The sequence below is a fragment of the Vibrio aestuarianus genome (genome assembly GCF_028858425.1).
Classification (GTDB): Bacteria; Pseudomonadota; Gammaproteobacteria; order Enterobacterales; family Vibrionaceae; genus Vibrio; species Vibrio aestuarianus.
The window spans coordinates 758,281-778,512 of the sequence record NZ_JAKNYQ010000001.1 but is presented as its reverse complement, the minus strand read 5'-3'; the positions used below and the strand labels follow the sequence as shown (position 1 = coordinate 778,512).

At 42.6% G+C, this 20,232-nt stretch carries 16 protein-coding genes and 1 other RNA gene; 6 read left to right on the top strand and 11 right to left on the bottom strand.

The window, feature by feature from the left end:
- Positions 1 to 11: 11 nt before the first annotated feature.
- The gene (ubiH, locus tag MCT08_RS03785) at positions 12 to 1,190 is read right to left on the bottom strand and encodes a 2-octaprenyl-6-methoxyphenyl hydroxylase (protein ID WP_274677909.1); all 1,179 of its coding nucleotides are present in this window, start codon (positions 1,188 to 1,190) and stop codon (positions 12 to 14) included.
- A 12-nt stretch (positions 1,191 to 1,202) separates the two neighbouring features.
- Entirely contained in the window at positions 1,203 to 1,778 is a 576-nt protein-coding gene (locus MCT08_RS03780; RefSeq protein WP_274677908.1) for a YecA/YgfB family protein, read from the bottom strand.
- Positions 1,779 to 2,021: 243 nt separating this feature from the next.
- Here MCT08_RS03780 and MCT08_RS03775 point away from each other — a divergent pair, with 243 nt between their 5' ends.
- From MCT08_RS03775 to serA, 5 genes are all read left to right on the top strand, one after another.
- Positions 2,022 to 2,330: a cell division protein ZapA gene (locus MCT08_RS03775; protein ID WP_168521024.1), complete on the top strand. Its 309-nt coding sequence runs from the start codon at positions 2,022 to 2,024 to the stop codon at positions 2,328 to 2,330.
- Positions 2,331 to 2,349: 19 nt separating this feature from the next.
- A non-coding RNA gene (gene ssrS / locus MCT08_RS03770) (6S RNA) lies at positions 2,350 to 2,534 on the top strand.
- A gap of 2 nt (positions 2,535 to 2,536) precedes the next feature.
- Positions 2,537 to 3,127, top strand: coding sequence for a 5-formyltetrahydrofolate cyclo-ligase (locus tag MCT08_RS03765; protein WP_171979749.1), 591 nt, complete (start codon positions 2,537 to 2,539; stop codon positions 3,125 to 3,127).
- 66 nt (positions 3,128 to 3,193) lie between these two features.
- A complete protein-coding gene (rpiA, locus tag MCT08_RS03760; RefSeq protein WP_053310715.1) occupies positions 3,194 to 3,850 on the top strand; it encodes a ribose-5-phosphate isomerase RpiA in 657 nt (218 codons plus the stop codon).
- 260 nt (positions 3,851 to 4,110) lie between these two features.
- Positions 4,111 to 5,340, top strand: a complete 1,230-nt coding sequence (serA, locus tag MCT08_RS03755) for a phosphoglycerate dehydrogenase (RefSeq protein ID WP_053310714.1) — start codon at positions 4,111 to 4,113, stop codon at positions 5,338 to 5,340.
- 103 nt (positions 5,341 to 5,443) lie between these two features.
- Here serA and ilvN read toward each other — a convergent pair whose 3' ends face one another.
- The 9 genes from ilvN to MCT08_RS03710 all read right to left on the bottom strand — a co-directional run bounded on the left by ilvN (position 5,444) and on the right by MCT08_RS03710 (position 18,236).
- Positions 5,444 to 5,938: an acetolactate synthase small subunit gene (gene ilvN, locus MCT08_RS03750; RefSeq protein WP_053310713.1), complete on the bottom strand. Its 495-nt coding sequence runs from the start codon at positions 5,936 to 5,938 to the stop codon at positions 5,444 to 5,446.
- Position 5,939: 1 nt separating this feature from the next.
- On the bottom strand, positions 5,940 to 7,679 hold the full coding sequence (locus MCT08_RS03745; protein WP_053310712.1) for an acetolactate synthase 3 large subunit: 1,740 nt from the start codon (positions 7,677 to 7,679) through the stop codon (positions 5,940 to 5,942).
- Between the two features lie 453 nt (positions 7,680 to 8,132).
- Positions 8,133 to 9,941 (bottom strand): AMP-dependent synthetase/ligase, encoded by a 1,809-nt coding sequence (locus tag MCT08_RS03740; protein ID WP_274678645.1) that lies wholly within the window; start codon positions 9,939 to 9,941, stop codon positions 8,133 to 8,135.
- A 195-nt stretch (positions 9,942 to 10,136) separates the two neighbouring features.
- Positions 10,137 to 11,096, bottom strand: coding sequence for a transcriptional regulator LeuO (leuO, locus tag MCT08_RS03735; RefSeq protein WP_053310710.1), 960 nt, complete (start codon positions 11,094 to 11,096; stop codon positions 10,137 to 10,139).
- A gap of 344 nt (positions 11,097 to 11,440) precedes the next feature.
- The gene (locus tag MCT08_RS03730; RefSeq protein ID WP_338062561.1) at positions 11,441 to 12,487 is read right to left on the bottom strand and encodes an MJ1255/VC2487 family glycosyltransferase; all 1,047 of its coding nucleotides are present in this window, start codon (positions 12,485 to 12,487) and stop codon (positions 11,441 to 11,443) included.
- Positions 12,484 to 13,017 (bottom strand): phosphatase PAP2 family protein, encoded by a 534-nt coding sequence (locus MCT08_RS03725; protein WP_053310708.1) that lies wholly within the window; start codon positions 13,015 to 13,017, stop codon positions 12,484 to 12,486. Before MCT08_RS03725 ends, MCT08_RS03730 begins: the two co-directional genes overlap by 4 nt.
- Before the next feature lie 157 nt (positions 13,018 to 13,174).
- Entirely contained in the window at positions 13,175 to 16,276 is a 3,102-nt protein-coding gene (locus tag MCT08_RS03720; protein ID WP_274677907.1) for an efflux RND transporter permease subunit, read from the bottom strand.
- On the bottom strand, positions 16,273 to 17,583 hold the full coding sequence (locus MCT08_RS03715; RefSeq protein WP_274677906.1) for an efflux RND transporter periplasmic adaptor subunit: 1,311 nt from the start codon (positions 17,581 to 17,583) through the stop codon (positions 16,273 to 16,275). The genes MCT08_RS03720 and MCT08_RS03715 overlap by 4 nt, the downstream gene beginning before the upstream one ends.
- A gap of 2 nt (positions 17,584 to 17,585) precedes the next feature.
- Positions 17,586 to 18,236, bottom strand: coding sequence for a TetR/AcrR family transcriptional regulator (locus MCT08_RS03710; RefSeq protein WP_274677905.1), 651 nt, complete (start codon positions 18,234 to 18,236; stop codon positions 17,586 to 17,588).
- 396 nt (positions 18,237 to 18,632) lie between these two features.
- Between MCT08_RS03710 and leuA the strand changes: the two genes are divergently transcribed.
- A complete protein-coding gene (gene leuA, locus MCT08_RS03705; protein WP_172532243.1) occupies positions 18,633 to 20,180 on the top strand; it encodes a 2-isopropylmalate synthase in 1,548 nt (515 codons plus the stop codon).
- Positions 20,181 to 20,232 lie beyond the last annotated feature (52 nt).

Sequence of the window (20,232 nt, the reverse complement as noted above, 5' to 3'; positions counted from 1 at the left end):
TTCAAACCTTTTTATCGATTAACCACGCCGAGTGTACGACGCAGCAGAGGCATTTTTAGCCACGGTAAATTATCCATCATCGCCAGTCCTACATTTCGACCAATGCGAGTCGCTAACCAATCATTAGAAAACAGATGCACCAGTGATGAGGTCAAGGTAATCGTCGCTAATCTGTCTTGCTCGCGGCGCTGTTTAAAAGCATGTAAACCACTATACTCCCCCACATCACTCAATTGCTTGACCAGTTCATCAGCCAAACTGACTACATCTCGAATGCCTAAATTAAAACCTTGCCCTGCGATAGGATGTAAGGTTTGAGCCGCATTACCAACAATAGCAAAACGATGCGATATATTTTGCTCTCGGTAGCGTAATATTAATGGGTAACTGGCACGAGCACCCACTTTATTCATTTTACCTAAACGCCAACCAAACGCTTGTTGAAGCTGCAATAAGAAAGCGTCATCGCTTAAGCTGAGTATCTGTTGTGCTTTTTCTGGTGGTAAACACCACACTAAAGAGAGGCGATTATCACTCATGGGCAACAGGGCAACAGGGCCATCTGCTGTAAAACGTTCGAAAGCTCGTCCCTGATGCGGTTGCTGAGTCAGTACATTGGCAATAACAGCAACTTGCTCAAAATCATGCTCACGTAGAGCTACCCCCACCTGTTCACAACAAGTGGAAATAGCGCCGTCTGCCGCAACCAGTAATTTCGCCGCTATGTTTTGCCCATCAGCCAGTGTTACTACTACGCTTTTCTCACTGCGTTCAACTTGCAGAACTGATTGGGGACAAAACAATTCAATGTTTGAACATTGCGCTATTTGCTGGGCATAAATCAGCCCGACATCAGCTAATTCAACCACATAACCCAACGCATCTAAACCCAATTGATGATGAGTTATATCCGTCATTCCCGCATGAGTACGATCTGACACGTGAATGTGTTCAATGGCGGTTGCTACCTTTTGTAGCGAATTCCATAAACTTAGGCGCTGTAGAATTTGCACCGTACCATACGACAAAGCAATGCAACGAGAATCAAAGCCTGGGTGAGCTTCACTATCGGCTTGATACGCTTCAACTACAGCAATGGTTAACTGACCTTGAGACAGGCGATCTAGCGCCAAAGCAAGTGTTGCACCAGCCATTGCGCCACCAGCAATAATCACATCAAATTGCTTCACAACAACCTCACATTAATGAATAGTTGGCTTAGTTTCTTGTACTGGTTTAATGCCAAATTCCGCATGAATGATCAGTACGCAAGCTTTGATGTGTTCGATCACTTGTTCCAATAGCTGGGCTTGCTCATTTAAATCGTCATCTTCATCAATGCCCAACTTGGCGATTTCTTCTAAATCCGCTAATGCTTCTTTAGATTCTGCAGATGCTTTTTTTAACGCCGTGCCCACCAATCCTAACCCAGATATGAAGTGGTTCACCCAATCTGCGACGCCATCGGCTAAATCAAATAAGCTAGCCCCTGCCTCATCATCTGGTAGCAACAAAGAGAGTTCGATATCTGAACCTGTGATTTCATTTTTGGTGATTTCAAGCGTTTGCTCAGCAAGTGTCAATGTGCGATCCGGCCAACCCATACCATCATTGGTATAATCAAAAATCAAAGGCTGCCAGCTTTTGTCACTGAGGCTTAAGCCACCCGCAAGCATACCAGCGAGTAACCCGTGTAATTCAGCAGGGTTTACTGCAAGCGCCGCCGATTGAAGTTCAGTGGCAAAGGAAAGATAAGTTGGCAGTGTTTTTTCGCTCATGAGTGACTCATTCTAAAATCAAATAAACTTGATCCTACCACTTAGCTCCAACTGCGAAAATGCTCAAAGCACCAATTGTGAGTAGCTTTTGTTCAATTTGTCCAATTACTGTGTTTTTAGTCCCTCATTTTTATCGCTCTTGTCTGAAAAGCTTGAATCTTAGTGACGCTTTACCTATAGTTTCCACCTCGATGGTCATGTGAGTAGCACCATCTTAGACAGCGCGAAAAGAGTTCATCCATCATGAGTAATCAAGCGGTAGACGTAGAAATTTTAGGAAAATTGACTCGTGTTAATTGTCCATCAGGACAAGAGCAGTCATTGATCCAAGCGGCTCAAGATCTTGATAATCGATTGAAAGAGATGGCAGAGCGTACTAAGGTTACTAATGAAGTAAAACTACTGACCATTGCTGCATTGAATATTTGCTATGAGCTACAAACTAAGCAAAATGAAAGTGTTGGCAAACAGAATCAATTAACCGAGCGTATGGAAAAGCTCGCCGCATCATTAGATGATGTACTTAGTAAAGTAAAGCACGGACAGCAGTAGCATTACAGTAAAAACCAAATTTACCCTAGAGTGTTCGTCAGGCGGATTTAAGTCCCTGAGCCGATAAGCAACACCAAAGGGTTAGTATTTGGTAACTATTGAGCAAGCTCGGCTCGTACCGAGAAGCCTACGGTTATCATTGCTGATCCGCCTTGAACCAGCTGGTTCAAGGGCCAAAATCCTCAACGGCACTCCGGGGTATTCCTATGCAACTTTCTCGTCAAACCATTAGAAAAAACATTCGCCAACAACGTAACCAATTATCATCGGCTCAACAGCATAACGCTGGGCTTGATCTTGTTACTCAATTTTCTGCGTTAGATGAACTAGCGACTAGCCAACATATTGCCTTATATCTAGCAAGCGATGGTGAGTTAGACACTCAACCACTCATAGAATGGCTATGGCAACAAGGCAAATACACTTACCTTCCCGTTTTACACCCGTTCTCTGCCGGCCACTTACTGTTTCTTCATTATGACGCCAATACACCAATGGCAACCAATAAGTACGGTATCGCCGAACCCAGACTCAATCAGACTTTGGTCCTTCCAGTAAATCAACTCGATATCATCTGTACACCACTGGTCGCTTTTGATAAACAAGGTCAGCGACTCGGTATGGGCGGTGGATATTATGATCGAACTCTAGAGACGTGGTTTAAAACTGGAATAGGAGCACAACCGATTGGACTGGCCCACGATTGTCAATATGTTGAAAGCCTCCCAAGCCAAGCGTGGGATATCCCTTTACCTAAAATAGTGACCCCGAGCCGAATCTGGCAATGGGAATCGTAAATTATTGAGGCTATAATCGCGCCCGCTAAGACACGTTACCCCATTAATCGATATCAGGAGATTGGCATGACTCAAGATGAAATGAAAAAAGCCGCCGGCTGGGCTGCTCTAAAATACGTAGAAAAAGGCAGCATTGTGGGTGTCGGTACAGGCTCAACTGTGAATCACTTCATCGATGCATTAGGCTCAATTAAAGATGATATTAAAGGTGCCGTATCAAGCTCTATCGCCTCAACAGAAAAACTGAAAGGCTTAGGTATTGAAGTATTTGACTGCAATGATGTAATTAAACTTGATGTTTATGTCGATGGTGCTGATGAAATCAACCCAACCCGCGATATGATCAAAGGTGGTGGCGCAGCACTGACTCGTGAAAAAATCGTTGCGGCAATTGCCGATAAATTCATTTGTATTGTTGATGGTACAAAAGCGGTCGATTTCTTAGGCAAATTTCCATTGCCTGTCGAAGTGATCCCAATGGCTCGTTCTTATGTGGCTCGTGAGCTCGTCAAGCTTGGTGGTGACCCAGAATATCGCCACGGTGTCGTCACCGATAACGGCAACGTTATTTTAGATGTACATGGCCTAAAAATTACTGATGCAAAAGCACTGGAAGATAAAATCAACGGCATTGCTGGAGTAGTCACCGTTGGTTTATTTGCTCACCGAGGTGCAGATGTGGTCATCACCGGTACTGCAGAAGGTGCAAAAATCGAGGAGTAACGCACATAATTGCGAAACTTTCCGTTATTTGATTACAAACGGCACCATTAGGTGCCGTTTTTCGTGGCTATCTTGCAGAAAATTATTCCTTATTCCGTAATTTTCTTACCCAAAACAAAAAAAGTTTGTTACTTTATTGTTCAGAAGACGCACAGGGAAACGTTTGTCTTCCAACAAAATGGTTAATCATCCTCTTTATTTAACTTTTTTGCTCTATGTGCGCCGCATTTGCCCACCTTTCCATTTTAAGGACGAGAATAATGGCCAAAGTTTCACTGGAAAAAGAAAAAATTAAAATTCTACTTCTTGAAGGACTTCACCCTTCTTCAGTTGAAGTACTGCAATCAGCCGGCTACACCAATATCGAATACCATAAAGGCTCTCTGGATGATGCTGAACTGCTGGAAGCGGTAAAAGATGCGCATTTCATCGGTATTCGTTCCCGCACAAATTTGACGGAAAAAGTCATTAATGCCGCAGAGAAATTGGTGGCTATTGGCTGTTTTTGTATTGGTACTAACCAAGTAAATCTTGACGCAGCAGCAAAACGCGGTATTCCAGTATTCAACGCACCATTCTCAAACACGCGCAGTGTCGCAGAACTTGTTCTCGGCCAAGTATTACTTCTGTTGCGTGGCATTCCTGAAAAAAATGCGCTGGCTCACCGTGGTATCTGGAAAAAAAGTGCCGATAATTCTTACGAAGCACGTGGTAAACGCTTGGGCATCATCGGTTACGGCCATATCGGTACCCAACTGGGTATCATTGCTGAGAACTTGGGGATGCGAGTCTATTTCTACGACATCGAAAATAAGCTATCACTCGGCAATGCGACACAAGTTCACACCATGAGTGAGCTATTGAATAAATGTGATGTGATTTCATTGCATGTACCAGAGACTCCGGACACCAAAAACATGATGGGCAAAGAGGAGTTTGCACGCATGAAGCCTGGAGCCATTTTTATCAATGCGGCTCGTGGAACTGTGGTTGATATTCCAGCATTATGCGAATCTTTAGAGTCTGGTCATTTGTCTGGTGCGGCGGTTGACGTATTCCCAGAAGAGCCGGGAACCAATTCAGATCCGTTTGAAACACCATTGATGAAATTTGATAATGTTATTCTGACTCCTCATGTTGGTGGCTCAACACAAGAAGCACAAGAAAACATCGGTATTGAAGTTGCTGGCAAGTTAGCGAAATATTCAGATAACGGTTCAACACTGTCGAGCGTTAACTTCCCTGAAGTATCATTGCCAATTCATCGTAACAGTTCACGCTTACTGCACATCCATGAAAACCGCCCTGGTATTCTGACACAAATTAACACCATCTTTGCCGAAGAAGGGATTAACATTGCTGGTCAATATCTACAAACGTCTGCAGAGATCGGCTATGTGGTTATCGATGTAGAAACGGCACGCTCAGAAGAAGCATTAGCGAAACTGAAAAGCATTGCAGGAACAATTCGCGCGCGTATTCTTCACTAATCCGCACGTTGACAACATTCGCTACCTTTAAAGAGGATGGCGAATTTGGGTAAAAGTAAAGAGGCCACAATTGTGGCCTCTTTCATTGTCGATTGTTAACCAATCACGCTTTAAGTGCTCGCTCTCCGCGAGCAATGCCAACCACGCCACTACGCGCTACTTCGATAACATCAGTTACTTCAGATAAGGCCTGAATGAAAGCGTCTAATTTCTCGCTCGTTCCAGTCAATTGAACGGTATATTGTGATGCTGTGACATCAATAATCTGACCACGGAAAATATCAGCGGTACGTTTCACTTCGGCACGAGCAAAACCACTCGCTTTCACTTTAACCATCATTAACTCACGTTCAATATGCTCGAGCTCAGAAACCTCTTGCACTTTAAGCACATCAATCAACTTATGCAGTTGCTTTTGGATCTGCTCAAGTTGCATTTCAGTGCTCTTGGTTGTGATATTTAAGCGCGATAGCGTTTCATCATCCGTTGGCGATACGGTAAGTGATTCAATGTTATAGCCACGTTGAGAGAATAGACCAACAACACGAGACAACGCTCCTGGTTGGTTTTCCAATAATAGTGAAATAATATGTCTCATATTAGGTTCTCTCCGTTTTGCTTAACCACATTTTATCCATCCCTTCGCCTTTAATTTGCATTGGGTACACGTGCTCAGTTTCATCCACATTGATATCAACAAACACCAATCGATCTTTCATATCGAGCGCTTTTTTGAGGCCCGCTTCCAGTTCATCTGGTGTTGAAATGCGAATTCCGACGTGTCCATAGGCTTCCGCAATGGCAGCAAAATCCGGTACAGAACTCATATAAGAATTAGAGTGACGGCCTTGATAAATGATGTCTTGCCACTGTTTTACCATGCCAAGAAAACGGTTGTTGAGGTTGATAATTTTAACTGGGATATCGTATTGCAATGCTGTCGACAGCTCTTGAATGTTCATCTGAATACTGCCATCACCGGTAACAACAACGACCTCTTCCTCTGGCATAGCGAATTTAACACCCATGCCCGCAGGTAAACCAAAACCCATCGTGCCTAAACCACCAGAATTTATCCATCGGCGCGGCTTATTGAATGGATAATACAGTGCCGCAAACATCTGGTGCTGACCGACATCCGATGCGACATACGCATCACCATTAGTTAGTTTATGTAAGGTTTCAATAACCTGCTGCGGTTTAATCCGTTCACTAGAGGTTTCATAAGTAAGGCATTGACGATCACGCCACACTTGTATCTCTTGCCACCATTGTTCGAGCGCTTGCTGATCATTGGTGCCGCCTTGTTCCACCAGCAAATTGAGCATGGTTTCTAATACTTGATCAGCTGAACCAACTATCGGTAAATCAACCGGAACGTTTTTAGAGATTGACGATGGATCAATATCGATGTGCATGATCTTCGCATTAGGACAATATTTCTCAAGGTTATTAGTGGTACGGTCATCAAAACGTACCCCTACACCAAAAATTAAATCAGCGTTATGCATAGCCATATTTGCTTCATACATGCCATGCATACCAAGCATACCTAACGCATTTTTATGAGTTCCCGGGAAAGCACCTAACCCCATTAATGTACTAACAACAGGTAAATTTAGTGTTTCTGCTAGTTTTAGAATGTATTGATCCGCCCCTGAAATAACAGCACCACCACCAATATATAACACTGGTTTTTTTGCTTCTAATAATGCTTTCAACGCTTTTTTTATCTGCCCTTTATGACCAGACATTGTTGGGTTATAGGAGCGTAACTTGATTGATTCAGGGTAAGCGTATGGAAGCTTGATCTGCGGGTTCATCACATCTTTAGGTAAATCAATCACAACAGGACCAGGGCGCCCTGTGGATGCGATGTAAAAAGCTTTTTTAATCGTTTCAGGAATATCTTCTGCTTTTTTGACCAAAAAACTGTGTTTTACGATAGGTCGAGAGACACCAACAATGTCACATTCTTGAAAAGCATCGTTACCAATCAGGTTATTTGGCACATTGCCAGAGATAACGATCATTGGGATGGAATCCATATAGGCAGTAGCAATACCTGTAACGGTATTGGTTGCTCCAGGCCCAGAGCAAACTAACACAACACCAGCTTTGCCTGTTGCGCGTGCATAGCCATCAGCCATATGAGTCGCAGCCTGTTCATGGCGAACCAGTACGTGCTTGATTTGGTCGGTTTTGGCGTGCAGTGCGTCGTAGATATCAAGAACGGAACCGCCAGGGTAGCCGAATATTTGTTCTACACCTTCTTCGATCAGAGATTGAACCACCATCTCTGCACCAGATAACATCTTTTCTTCCGATAACATTGCCATCTTTTCTCCTTACCAGTTGCCATTCACATGGTCAGTGAATTGGTCTGGTTTTACATAGTCTAGGGCTTATTCGTAGCCTAATTCGAAAACTTTCCACTTTCGGCTATGTCTTGCTCTTGTCATAACAAAAAACAAGGTAACGCAACAACTTTAACCCTTTCTTATCATCGGGTCTAACGTTCAATAGCGCACATTTCGGAGAATATCAGGTTGCAAGGGCTAAATTCAGATAACTATCTCGACCAAACACCAAAAATCAGTTCAATAATAATAAAATAAAACAAAATAAAGCGTTAAATTTCTCAACCAACACTACTGAACATCAAAAAAATGAGTAGATTAAAGGAATCGAATCCTCTATCCATACCATTAAAACAAAAAAATCCCCCACAAAATAGAAGACCTATCAATATGGAGGATTTTTAAACAACTGAATATTTATCTTAGATAAAATTAATCGCGTTTCGACTTTTCTTTGTACATTTCTTCAATTTCATCTTGATAGCGATCATTAATCACTTTCCTACGCAATTTCTGCGTTGGAGTCAGTTCACCTTTGTCCATTGAGAAAGCTTTCGGTAATAATTTGAACTTCTTCACTTGCTCAAACTTAGCCAGCTCTTTTTGTAAATCATTGACGCGCTTTTCTAGCATCTCAACCACTTGGTTGTTTTTAATCAGCTCAAGTCGGTCATGATATTTGATGTTTAGCTCTTTCGCATACTCTTCCAAACTATCATAGCAAGGAACGATCAAGGCCGAGACAAACTTACGCGTATCAGCAATGACTGCAATTTGTTCGATAAAATGATCTTTACCAATAGCGCCTTCAATCACCTGAGGTGCAATGTATTTACCGCCAGAGGTTTTCATTAACTCTTTAATACGGTCAGTAATAAACAGATTCCCTTGTTCATCAATATGCCCTGCATCGCCTGTTTTCAAAAAGCCTTGCTCATCAAACGACAGTGCGGTTTCTTCTGGCATCTTATAATAGCCACGCATCACCATCGGACCGCGTACCAATATTTCGTTATTTTCACCAATTTTGACTTGCGCACCAGGCATCGACATACCGATCGAATCAGGGTTGAAACATTTATCATCCCAACATGATACCGTAGCCGTTGTTTCCGTCATTCCATAGCCAAGTTTTACGTTGATACCTATCGCATGGAAAAATCGCCCAATCGTTTCATCTAACTTAGCGCCACCACATGGCATAAAATTAATATTTCCACCAAGCAAAGCACGCAATTTTGATAACACAAGTTTGTCAGCAAGGGTGTAGCTTTTCTTAAGCAACAACGAAGGTTGACGATTTTCTTGATGACATAACGCCATCTTCGCCCCCATATTCACCGCCCATGTGAAAAGTACTTTTCTAATCAAAGGTGCTTTTGATACTTTTTCATGAATGGCTGAAAAGATTTTTTCGTAGAAGCGCGGTACTGCGCACATGACGGTTGGCTTTATCTCGCCCAAAGCATCACGTACCTGCATGGTATCTTGCAAATAGCAGTTAGTTGCACCGCTATATAGAATATAAAAAGTCCAAGCACGTTCAAAAACATGTGACAACGGTAAGAAACATAGTGAGACATCATCGTTAGAGATATTTAATCTCTCATCATGTCCCTCAAGCTGAGCGGCAATGTTTGCGTAGTCAAGCATGACGCCTTTCGGCTGTCCTGTTGTGCCTGAGGTATAGATAAGTGTCAGCAAATCATCCATATTGAGCTGCTCAAGACGAGCGACTAATTCAGCTTGCTGCTCCTCTGCCGACGATTCAACAAAAGAGTGCCAGTGAGTTGCAGAGGCAAACCCTTTAAGATCAATATTATCACTCATGGCGATAATCAATTCGAGCTGTTCACACTCGTCAAAAAAGCTCATCGCTGCATCGTATTGTTCCTGTTCACCAACGAACAGCACTTTTACATCAGCATCTTGCACAATATAGCTAGCTTGATCAGCGGTATTGGTTGGGTAAATAGGAACGGTTACCGCTCTAAGCTGTAACGAAGCAATATCCGCAATGGTCCATTGCGGCATGTTGTTAGAAAAAATCCCGATCTTATCTTGGATTTTTATCCCTTGAGATAACAGTGCAAGCGACATCGCGTCAATACGTTGTCCAAATTGCTTCCAACTAATCCCGTGCCACTCTTTATCTATTTTGTGTTTTAGAGCAACGCGATCACAGCCTTTAGCTATCTGTTCACGGATTCGTTTTACGATATGAAAATTTAAATTGGGCATCATTTTTACCTATGGCTTACACATGTAAGCTTTTTGAGCGCACAAGTGTACATTTGAAAGCGAAAAAGGCAACTGACGGATATCAAACTTATCAATTAATTCTCTATATAAAAAAGCCTTGAACTAGCATTTCTAGTTCAAGGCTAAAGAGACGTCAGGCTAGTATCAGCAAGCCACTAAGTTTATACAGTAAGCCTAGTTTAATGCGACAACTTCACCACAAATCATCATCAATTGATCTCGTAACCAAATGTGACCTTTGTCTTTTTCGCTTGATTCATGCCAGCTCAGATAGCCACTGATTTGCCCATTTTCAAATGGGAAGTCTAGAATTTGTAGCTGATCGCGATTAGCTGCATTTTCTACCATCCAACGAGGAGCAATCGTTACCAATTCTGACTGACCAACCACGTACAGAACATTACTTAAGCTTGTACCTTCATAATACGGCACACAGTCTAGTTCACGATAAGCTTGTTCAGAGAAGCTACGTTGACCATGAACTCGAGATAATTTGGCATGCTTTTCGTTAAGCAGTGTTTCAGGAGTAACCAAACCATCAATGCGTGGGTGAGATTTTGCAGCGACCACAACTAATTCATCTTGGAAAATTTCGGTACTTGAGAAACCTTGCTCATCAAAGCGAGCATAATCAATCACGAAATCAATTTCTTGATAACGCATACGCTCAGCTAATAAACGGTCAAATTCCGCATCAAGATGAAGTTGTACTGATGGTGCCTGCTCATGCACTGAAGACATTATTCTTGGAGCAAAACGCATATCACAAGGGCTGCAAATCGCCAGTTTGAATAAACGAGTCGAAGTTTCTGGAGAAAACACAGAGCTTGGAAGCTCATTACGAATAAGTTGTAGTGCTTGGCGAATCGGACCAAACAACTGACGAGCACGTTGTGTCGGTTGGATACCTCGACCTTGGCGCATGAACAACTCATCATTAAACATCACTTTTAAACGTGCAACAGCGTTACTCACTGCTGGTTGAGACATACCCAAGTTGTGGGCTGCACGAGTAATATTCTGTTCTTGCATTACTGCATCAAAAACAGTCAGCAGGTTTAGATCCACACCACGTAATGTGCTTTCCATGCGGTAACTAGCAATAGCGCTCATTGCATCTTTTTTATCTAACATTTGGGGACGCCTCTTGTTGTTATCGTCAACATAGTCAAAGTTAATATCTTAGAAATAGATAACCTGTGATTGTTATACATACCCAGCAATGACTGGGCTGGAGGCTACTATCTGCTAAGCATTTATCGATTAGCAACAAGATTGATAAAATATCAGTTTTTTTTATCCATCCTTAAAGATTCCCTTTATTAATCAGTATGATGTGTTTTTATAAAAAAGCGTAAAACACATAAATTTATACGTTTTACCAAATGCATTGAGCACAGTTATTAATTGGCTTCCATACTTGACGTTTATTCATAGGGTTGATTGATTGCGGTTTAAAATCAGAATTGTGGTCAATATTAGCTAAATTTAACATAGGTGGGAAAATCGACTTGTCGCCATAGCAATTGACTCAAGTCATGATGATTATCCCACTGCCCTTGTTGTACCCATTCGACAATCGCTTTAGCAACATCAGGATAAGTCACTCGCTCAACCTGCTTTTCATCTAACCAATCGCGTAATGCCGAGGGGTCCAGAAAATCCATTGATGATGCAAGTCCTAGATTCTCAAGTGTCGCAACATTGCTTTGTTGTTCAAACTGACCAGTTAGTGGTTTAAGCAATAGTTTTTTGCCAATAGAAAGTGCTTCCGAAGGCAATTCAAAACCCCCATTGGCAATAACACCATCGCAACGATGTAGATGAGATTGAAAACCTTGATGGCACAGTGGACGTAGCTCTACATTTTCAATATGGCACTCTTCAACCACTAATGGGTGATAACACACAAATGCTTGTTTTGAAAAACGGCACAGCAGTTCAAGCATGTCATCAACATTTTCAAAGGGAAGATAGACTAAAATAAAATGCTCGTTAGATGTATGTTGCTCTGAACGATAAACAATAGGAGGAAGGATCGGTTGGTCAAAATGATACCAATGCAACCCGAGATAGTAATCAGCAGGTGCAAAGCGTCCAATGATCGTCTTATCCAACCAACTCGCCCCTTTGATTGGTACTTGATGACGAAAAGCATTTTGATGGCTTATGCCTATACACGGTATACCTTGCCGTTTCGCTGCCCATGCTGAAATCGGTTCAAAATCATTAATTACTAAATCATACGCTGAAAGGTCTAACTGGCGGACCTCATTGTAGAATGTCATCAAATTATTATTGAGTGCCGTTTTAACATAGTTGACTTGTCCTTGCTCTGTTTCAAAAGTAAAGCCACGTCGGGTTTGATAATCACCAAAGCTCTCCATCGAAAAATATTTTGCCTTATCTCGACCAGAAAAAAGAAATTGCACTTCAATATCTGTCTGTTTAAACGCTTCACTCATGACTCGAGAGCGAGCAATATGACCATTTCCTGTACCTTGCACTCCATACAAAATTTTCAAACCGTTCTCTCCACCAGCCATAAAGCAATATGCACACTACTCACACCAAGCACGGCACCAATCACGATATCAGTTAGAAAATGAACCCCAAGTAAAATGCGAGATGCGCCAATTAAGCATGCCCAAGTGATTGCGAAATCGTAGCTATGGGGATAATAGTGACCAATTAAAGTCGCGATAACAAAACCCGCCGCAGTGTGACCTGATGGCAAACTGTAGCGGTCTGAGGGGGTAATAAATGCAGTAAAAGATGAGGAAAATTCTTCAGGTCGACGGCGTTGAAAGCTATTTTTTAGCGCCCAATAAATGGGAAGTTCAATTGCAAACGCAATTAAACCGGCAATCAGGAAGAAAGATCCGTGGATAGGATCTAACCACCATGCAATTCCTCCCAGCACAGCATATAAATGTCCATCTCCAGTATGGGAGATAGCTTTACTAAGCTGCGCCACAGGTTGGCTAAAACGATGTTGTAAGCAAAATAGCGAAAACGCTACGTCAAACTTAATGATCTGTCCGATGGCACGCATAAGTGACTCCTGTCATTTAATAAACGTCGTACGCTCTAAACGTAAAAATTTAAAATGACAAATACGTGATCATTTGTTTGAAAATGAATGAATTTACATTACTCCCTCTAGCCCTTCCATTCACAAAAGAGCTAGAGATACACTTTATCGATAGGGCTTAAAAATGTTGGTGTTTCTTAACCAAGCCCCAATCCGCTAAAATTGCGTACGCCGCAGGCACCATAAATAGCACCAGTAACGTTGAGGCAAAAATACCGAATACAATAGAGATAACCAGCGGCTGAATAACTTGAGCTTGCAAACTAGTTTCCGATAGTAAGGGCAGCAACCCAGCGGCAGTTGTGACCGATGTTAGAAATACCGCGCGAAATCGTTCCCGACTCGCTTTAACCACTGCATCATGTACTGATTCACCGTCATCAACATGGTGACGAATGTATTGCACTAACAAAATGGAATCATTCACCACTATCCCTGCTAATGAAACAAAACCCATAATGCTCGGCATGCTGAGCGAATGGCCAAGTAATAAATGCCCCCAAACCACACCAATAAAGGCCAGTGGAATAGCCGCCATCACAACCACTGGCTCTAAATAACTACGAAACTGATAGCTGAGAATCGCAAACACACCAAATAACCCGATCAAGAACCCTTTGCCCATTGAACTGCCAGTCTTAGCGGTGTCTTTGGCTTCACCTTCAAAATCAAAACGCAAACCTGGATATTTCGCGATTAAGCGCGGCGCTTCGTCACGCTGAAATTGCGCAATAATTGCCGATGAACTGGCTTTACTGTTTTCTACATCACCAAAAACACTGATCGTTCTTAGACCATCCACTCGTTGAATACGCACATAATTACGTTGAAATTGTAGTGTCGCAATCGATACTAAGGGAAGTTGGCTACCATCAGGCATGATAATAGGAAAATTGGCCAACTGTTGAAGATCGGCCGCCTCTAGCTTATCTAAACGCACTTCGATGGTGATATTCTCCACCCCCAGCTGTATTTCATCAGCATTTTGCCCAAAGAATGCAGACCGTAATTGCCCAGCGATCATTTGCCCATTCACGCCATAACTTTCAGCGCCAGGCAGCAATTTCACTAAAATCTCTTCTTTACCCATACGCATATCGTCAAGTACACCGTGCACTCCATCAAATTGATTCAGGTATTGCTGAATATCTAGAGATGCCGCTTTGAGTGCTGCTAAATCATCATGCTTCGCACGGATTTCAATTGCTCTTCCTCCCGGTCCCATGGTCGGCTGTTTGTAAACCATGGAAATAGGATCCGCAATCTCTCCTACATCTTGTCGCCAAGCATCAATAAATTGATCAATTAAGGTATTGCGACTTTCAGCACCAAGTAAATCCAGCCTCACTGTCGCAAGGTGTGGCCCTGACTCATTTGCATCACGGTTTACATTAAATTGAGTGGTAATATGATCAACAAGGTTAACTCCATTTTCTACTTTTTCACTCCACTCGTGGTTGAGTCTCCGAGCTGAATCAACCACTTTTGCCACCACTTTTTCTGTTTGGCTCAATGAAGAGCCAGGGGGCAAAATAATTCGTACTTCTGCGATATCACCATCCATTTCAGGGAAAGGCTGAAACTTAACTACCCCGCCGACAATCAATGCAACCGAAGTAAGCAGCAAAGCAAACACCGCACCTAGAAAGGCATAACGAAATTGAATAACTTTTTCGACAGCGTTCACCAAAGTGGTGTTACGGAATCGTTCAAAATGCTCCAGTAGCAACACTTTAAATTTGAAAACTTGGTGCTCTTTACGCTCCTTTTTTAAGGAGTGAGCAAGATGATTAGGTAAGATAAGAAAAGCTTCAACCAAACTAAGAGATAGCACTAAAATTAATACTTGCGGCACGGCTTTTAACACTGCGCCCATTTCACCATCGAGAAATAGCAGGCTGCCAAAAATACAAACAGTGGTCAAAAATGAGGATAATATTCCGGGCAACACTTTATTGACACCATTAATAACTGCCTCATCCACTTTTTGTCCTCGTTCTAGGTGAGCGGCAATGGATTCAGCAATCACAATCGCATCATCCATCATAATGCCGATCGCCATTAACAGCCCAACCAATGACATGATGTTGATTGACAAACCAAGGTTTGCCATTAGAAATAACCCACCAAGAAAGGCAACAGGCAGACCAGCTGCAACCCAAAATGAATAGCGAAAGCTAAAGAATAGCCACATGGTGGCAAAAACTAGCACAATCCCCTGCCAACCATTACGCACCATCATCGTTAGACGATCCCACAGCACGGATGAGAGATCATTCGTCATATCTAAGCTGACACCATCAGGAGCAACTTGGCGTTGATCCTCAACAAATTGGCTCACCCGCTCTTTGATGCGCAGTGCATCATCTTCTTTATTTTTACTGATCTTGAGCAGTGCTGAGGCTTTGCCATCAAACAGCACTTTTTGCTCATCAAGTTCAAAGCGATCCGTAATGATCGCAATATCTTTCAGGCGAATCATCGACCCATTATCGCCTGCAGCGATAATAATGCTTTCAAGCTCATGAGGAGTGACACGACGTTCATCAAAGCGGATCAGAAAATTTTTGTCCTGAGTTTCGATATTTCCACTCGGCAATTTGACGTTTTGTTTACCAATTTTCTCGGCAATATCACCCACGCTCAACCCCAATTGACGAATGGCCTGAGTATTAAGTTCGACTCGATATTGATGATCAGAAAAGCCACTAACTGAAACCAGTGAGACACCATAATCAAGCTTCAATATGCGTTTTAGTTTTTCTGCATAAGCTTTCAGTTCAGGCCAAGTGGTATTGGCTGTAATCGCGACATCCACAACGGGCTCGTTCCAATCTAACTCCTGCACGACTGGCGATTCGATTTCCGTTGGAAAATCGTTAATCGAATTAATCTGTGTCTGCACATCAACCAGCATGCGACCAATATCAGCTTTCTTATTCAACTTAAGAATCAAACGCGCAGAACCTTCAATAGCTTCACAGCGGGTTTCTTCGATATTCGCTAGCCCATCAACCGCATCTTCCATTCGCATGCATAGACTCTCTTCAACTTCCTGTGGTGAAGCGCCAGGGTAGACAACACCTGCAGTAATATAATGTGGGTCAAACTCAGGGAAGGTTTCCCGTTTAATGGTCGGCAACGACACGAGACCAATTAACAACAATGACATCATCAATAAATTGGCGGCAGTTGGATGGCGAGCGAAGAATCTAATCATGGGATACTCTCCTCAGTCTTAGATTCACGTAATAACATGCCTTCAATCGCAGGTAAGAGATCGTTTAAGATCAAGCGCAGTCCTTGCTCAAGATCACCGTCAATAATCACTTGATTATCGCGGCGATAAAGCACTTTGACTGGTTTGATTTGTAGACGCTGATCTTGATCTTTAATGTAAATTTTGTCGCCGTGCAACGCTCGCTCTGGAATAACCCAACTTGGATTCTCCTGTCCCTCAATCTCGGCTTTGACAAACATACCATTCACTAAAGGAGGCTGATTTGAGGGCTGCAGGTTGCGATAATCTTGCGCTATCTCCAAAATCACTCCGGCCGTGGCTTGGCTAGGATCAACCGTTTCACTGACTCGCGCCACTTTAGCAGACCAACGAGCACGCAAGTTACCGCTGTTGAGCTCAATATAGGCATTGATAGAACTCATATTCGGTAGAGGGATGCCGGATTCATCAAGGCTGGATTCGCCAATACTAGTCGCTAAAGTCTGCAAATCATGAATAGACAACTGCGCTTCTACTTCCATGATATCCATGCCATGAGCGACCACCATTATCTGTTGCACATTAACCACTTGATTCCGTTCAACTTCAACTTCGGCCACCCGCATTGTTTCAGGCAAAATAATGCGGGTTTTTTCTAACAAGCGCTGTGCCTCTTCTAATTTGGACTGATTCACCTTGAGCACCGCGTGCGCGACTCTCTTTTCATCAGGCATCAGCGATATTTGATTCTCAATTTCTTGGACCACTTTCTGCTGCGAAAGTGTGGTTTGAGTCTGTTGATCAAGATCAGACTGAGAAGTTAAACCACGTTTGAATAAATTCTGTTTTCTCTCCAATTCGTTACGGCTAATGTCCAAACGATTTTTCTCAATGTTCAACGTCTGTTTTAAATTCCGCTCTTCTTGATTCAGCTTCGACAACGAGATTTTACTGGATTGAAGGTCGGCCTCGGCTTGAGTCAACTTCAACTCATAATCGAGAGGATCAATGCGCAAAATTTCGGTACCTTGAGCCAACACTTGTCCCTTTTCGAGCCTCGGATATCGATACACCACTTTACCCGAAACTTCAGCAATCGCCTTCCATTCAACTTTTGGGGAAACTTTGCCAAAACCAATTACCAACGGTGCCATCGATCTCAACTCTAAAGGTACCGTTTCAACTAAGCGAGCACGATCAATCGCTGGTTTTACTGGTAAGTCAGAACGGAGATTGATAGCTAAAACCAAAATAACAACACCAACAGCGAAAGCAGGAAAGAAAAGGAGTTTGCGGTTAATGTTCATCATTAATCCTTAGATGGTGTGGGTAGAATAAACCCTTGCGTCATAAGTAAAATATTATGTTCATACAAGCGGTTAATGAAATCATCGGTTAACTCAATGCCATGCATAGCAAGCAATGCTGGCGGAGCGATGAAGGGAAAGACCATCAGACTAATCAACGACATTCGGCACAATTGTGGATCAACATTAGGTCGAATAACGCCTTGCTGCATCAGTTTTTCAAATATCACGTCTAGCATTGGTTTGGCTACATCCAGGAAAACTTTTTCCATCAACTTACGTTGAGTGTCTGAAGGCGACATATGCATAACTTGCGAAACTAAACGCGGAAACTGTGGAGCTTTGATCATTTGATGAAAAAAGGTTCGCATTAATTCCGTCAGATTTTTATGGCTACTCTCTGCAACCAAAGTTCGCATTTTCTGCTGCATCGGCATCAAGGTCTCACGCAGCATAGTTTCAAATAACCCAGCCTTACTGCCAAAATAGTATCGAATCATCGCCACATTCACTTCTGCTCTCTGTGCCACTAAACGTGTTGATACTTTGTCATATGGCATCACCACAAACAGCTCTCTGGCATGTTGAATTAACGCTTCTCGTGCTTGTGTTTTTTCATTGGGCCGCCCGACTTTTCTTAGTGTATCTGCCATATATCAATATCCTAGATATTAATCATCCGATTAATTATAGAGCGATGCATTTTGAATCAGTACTTTTATTATTAATCATTATTTCTCAAGTGATTAATTTATACTTTCACCTCGTTTTGATGAAAACTGATCCGATATGCATAAAAAAACAACTTAATGGTTGACGTGTTAGGTCGAGTACGGTACTAATTTGTTAACTTAATTTTGTGGAATGTTAACTATGACATTTTGTTTTTCTAACCTGCTGGGCCTGCTCCTTATCGTGAACCATTCGCGCGGGTAGGTTGTGGAAGAAAAACACCACACAAGATTACAAAAAACCCGCACTGAGATGCGGGTTTTTTTATAACTATATTTGGGAAGTAAACGATTAACTATCGGTACGAGGGAGCAAACATGAACGATCAAGTCATTATATTCGACACCACATTGCGAGATGGCGAACAAGCATTGTCAGCAAGTCTAACCGTTAAAGAAAAACTGCAAATTGCTTACGCACTCGAACGCTTAGGTGTCGATGTAATTGAGGCGGGATTTCCTGTTTCATCTCCTGGTGATTTTGAATCAGTACAAACCATTGCAAAACATATTAAGAACAGCCGAGTCTGTGCACTTTCACGAGCAGTAGCCAAAGACATTGATGCCGCTGCCGAAGCCTTAAAAGTTGCCGATGCTTTTCGTATTCATACTTTTATTTCAACTTCAACAATCCACGTACAGGATAAACTTCGACGTAGTTATGATGATGTAGTTGAAATGGCGGTAAATGCAGTAAAACATGCTCGTAATTACACCGATGATGTTGAGTTTTCTTGTGAAGATGCGGGCCGTACACCCATTGATAATTTATGTCGAATGGTAGAAGCCGCGATTGATGCCGGAGCACGCACTATCAATATTCCAGACACGGTTGGCTATACCGTGCCGAGTGAATTTGGCGGTATCATTCAAACTCTATTCAATCGCGTACCAAACATCGATAAAGCCATCATTTCGGTACATTGTCATGACGATTTAGGAATGTCAGTTGCAAACTCCATCGCAGCGGTACAAGCCGGCGCACGTCAAGTTGAAGGCACCATCAATGGCATCGGTGAACGCGCAGGTAACTGCTCTCTTGAAGAGATCGCGATGATCATCAAAACACGTCAGGAGTTATTGGGCGTACATACTGGGCTTAAATATGACGAGATCCACCGCACCAGTAAATTGGTCAGCCAGCTTTGCAACATGCCAATTCAAAGCAACAAAGCCATTGTCGGTGCCAACGCCTTTAGCCACTCATCGGGCATTCACCAAGATGGAATGCTAAAAAATAAAAATACTTATGAAATCATGACACCGGAATCCATCGGTCTAAAAAATCAGGCGCTAAACCTAACTAGCCGCAGTGGCAGAGCCGCCGTTAAGAGCCATATGGACAGCATGGGCTACAACGAGAACGAATACAATTTGAACGCATTGTATGAAGATTTCTTGAAGTTAGCCGACCGAAAGGGGCAGGTATTTGACTACGATTTAGAAGCATTGATGCACTTCTCTAATCTGCGTGATGAAGATGATTTCTATAAGTTAAATTATTTGAGTGTCCAATCTGGTAGTGTCATGGCAACCACCAGTATTAAACTACTTTGTGGCGATGAAGAAAAATGCGAAGCCGCCGTCGGCAATGGCCCTGTCGATGCTCTATATCAATGTATTTACCGCCTAACCGGTTATGACATTGTGTTGGATAAATTCGACCTAACCGCCAAAGGCGAAGGTGAAGATGGCCTTGGTCAAGCTGATATTATTGCCAACTATAAAGGGCGTAAATATCACGGTACTGGCGTTTCAACGGATATTGTAGAAGCATCAGGACAAGCGCTACTACACGTTATCAATAGCATTCATCGCGCAGACCAAATTGCAGAAATTAAGCAAAAGAAAGTCGCAACCGTTTAAAGTCCCTAGAAACAGAGCCTAAATCGGTTTAGGCTCTGTTTAGGAACCCCAA

Bases quoted from the DNA above. Each gene is read 5' to 3' on its own strand.
- MCT08_RS03780 (WP_274677908.1), bottom strand. From the start codon at position 1,778: ATGAGCGAAAAAACACTGCCAACTTATCTTTCCTTTGCCACTGAACTT.
- serA (WP_053310714.1), top strand. From the start codon at position 4,111: ATGGCCAAAGTTTCACTGGAAAAAGAAAAAATTAAAATTCTACTTCTT.
- MCT08_RS03715 (WP_274677906.1), bottom strand. From the start codon at position 17,583: ATGAACATTAACCGCAAACTCCTTTTCTTTCCTGCTTTCGCTGTTGGT.
- MCT08_RS03710 (WP_274677905.1), bottom strand. From the start codon at position 18,236: ATGGCAGATACACTAAGAAAAGTCGGGCGGCCCAATGAAAAAACACAA.
- leuA (WP_172532243.1), top strand. From the start codon at position 18,633: ATGAACGATCAAGTCATTATATTCGACACCACATTGCGAGATGGCGAA.
- MCT08_RS03765 (WP_171979749.1), top strand. From the start codon at position 2,537: ATGCAACTTTCTCGTCAAACCATTAGAAAAAACATTCGCCAACAACGT.
- MCT08_RS03745 (WP_053310712.1), bottom strand. From the start codon at position 7,679: ATGGCAATGTTATCGGAAGAAAAGATGTTATCTGGTGCAGAGATGGTG.
- MCT08_RS03725 (WP_053310708.1), bottom strand. From the start codon at position 13,017: ATGCGTGCCATCGGACAGATCATTAAGTTTGACGTAGCGTTTTCGCTA.
- MCT08_RS03740 (WP_274678645.1), bottom strand. From the start codon at position 9,941: ATGCCCAATTTAAATTTTCATATCGTAAAACGAATCCGTGAACAGATA.
- MCT08_RS03775 (WP_168521024.1), top strand. From the start codon at position 2,022: ATGAGTAATCAAGCGGTAGACGTAGAAATTTTAGGAAAATTGACTCGT.
- leuO (WP_053310710.1), bottom strand. From the start codon at position 11,096: ATGTTAGATAAAAAAGATGCAATGAGCGCTATTGCTAGTTACCGCATG.
- MCT08_RS03720 (WP_274677907.1), bottom strand. From the start codon at position 16,276: ATGATTAGATTCTTCGCTCGCCATCCAACTGCCGCCAATTTATTGATG.
- rpiA (WP_053310715.1), top strand. From the start codon at position 3,194: ATGACTCAAGATGAAATGAAAAAAGCCGCCGGCTGGGCTGCTCTAAAA.
- ilvN (WP_053310713.1), bottom strand. From the start codon at position 5,938: ATGAGACATATTATTTCACTATTATTGGAAAACCAACCAGGAGCGTTG.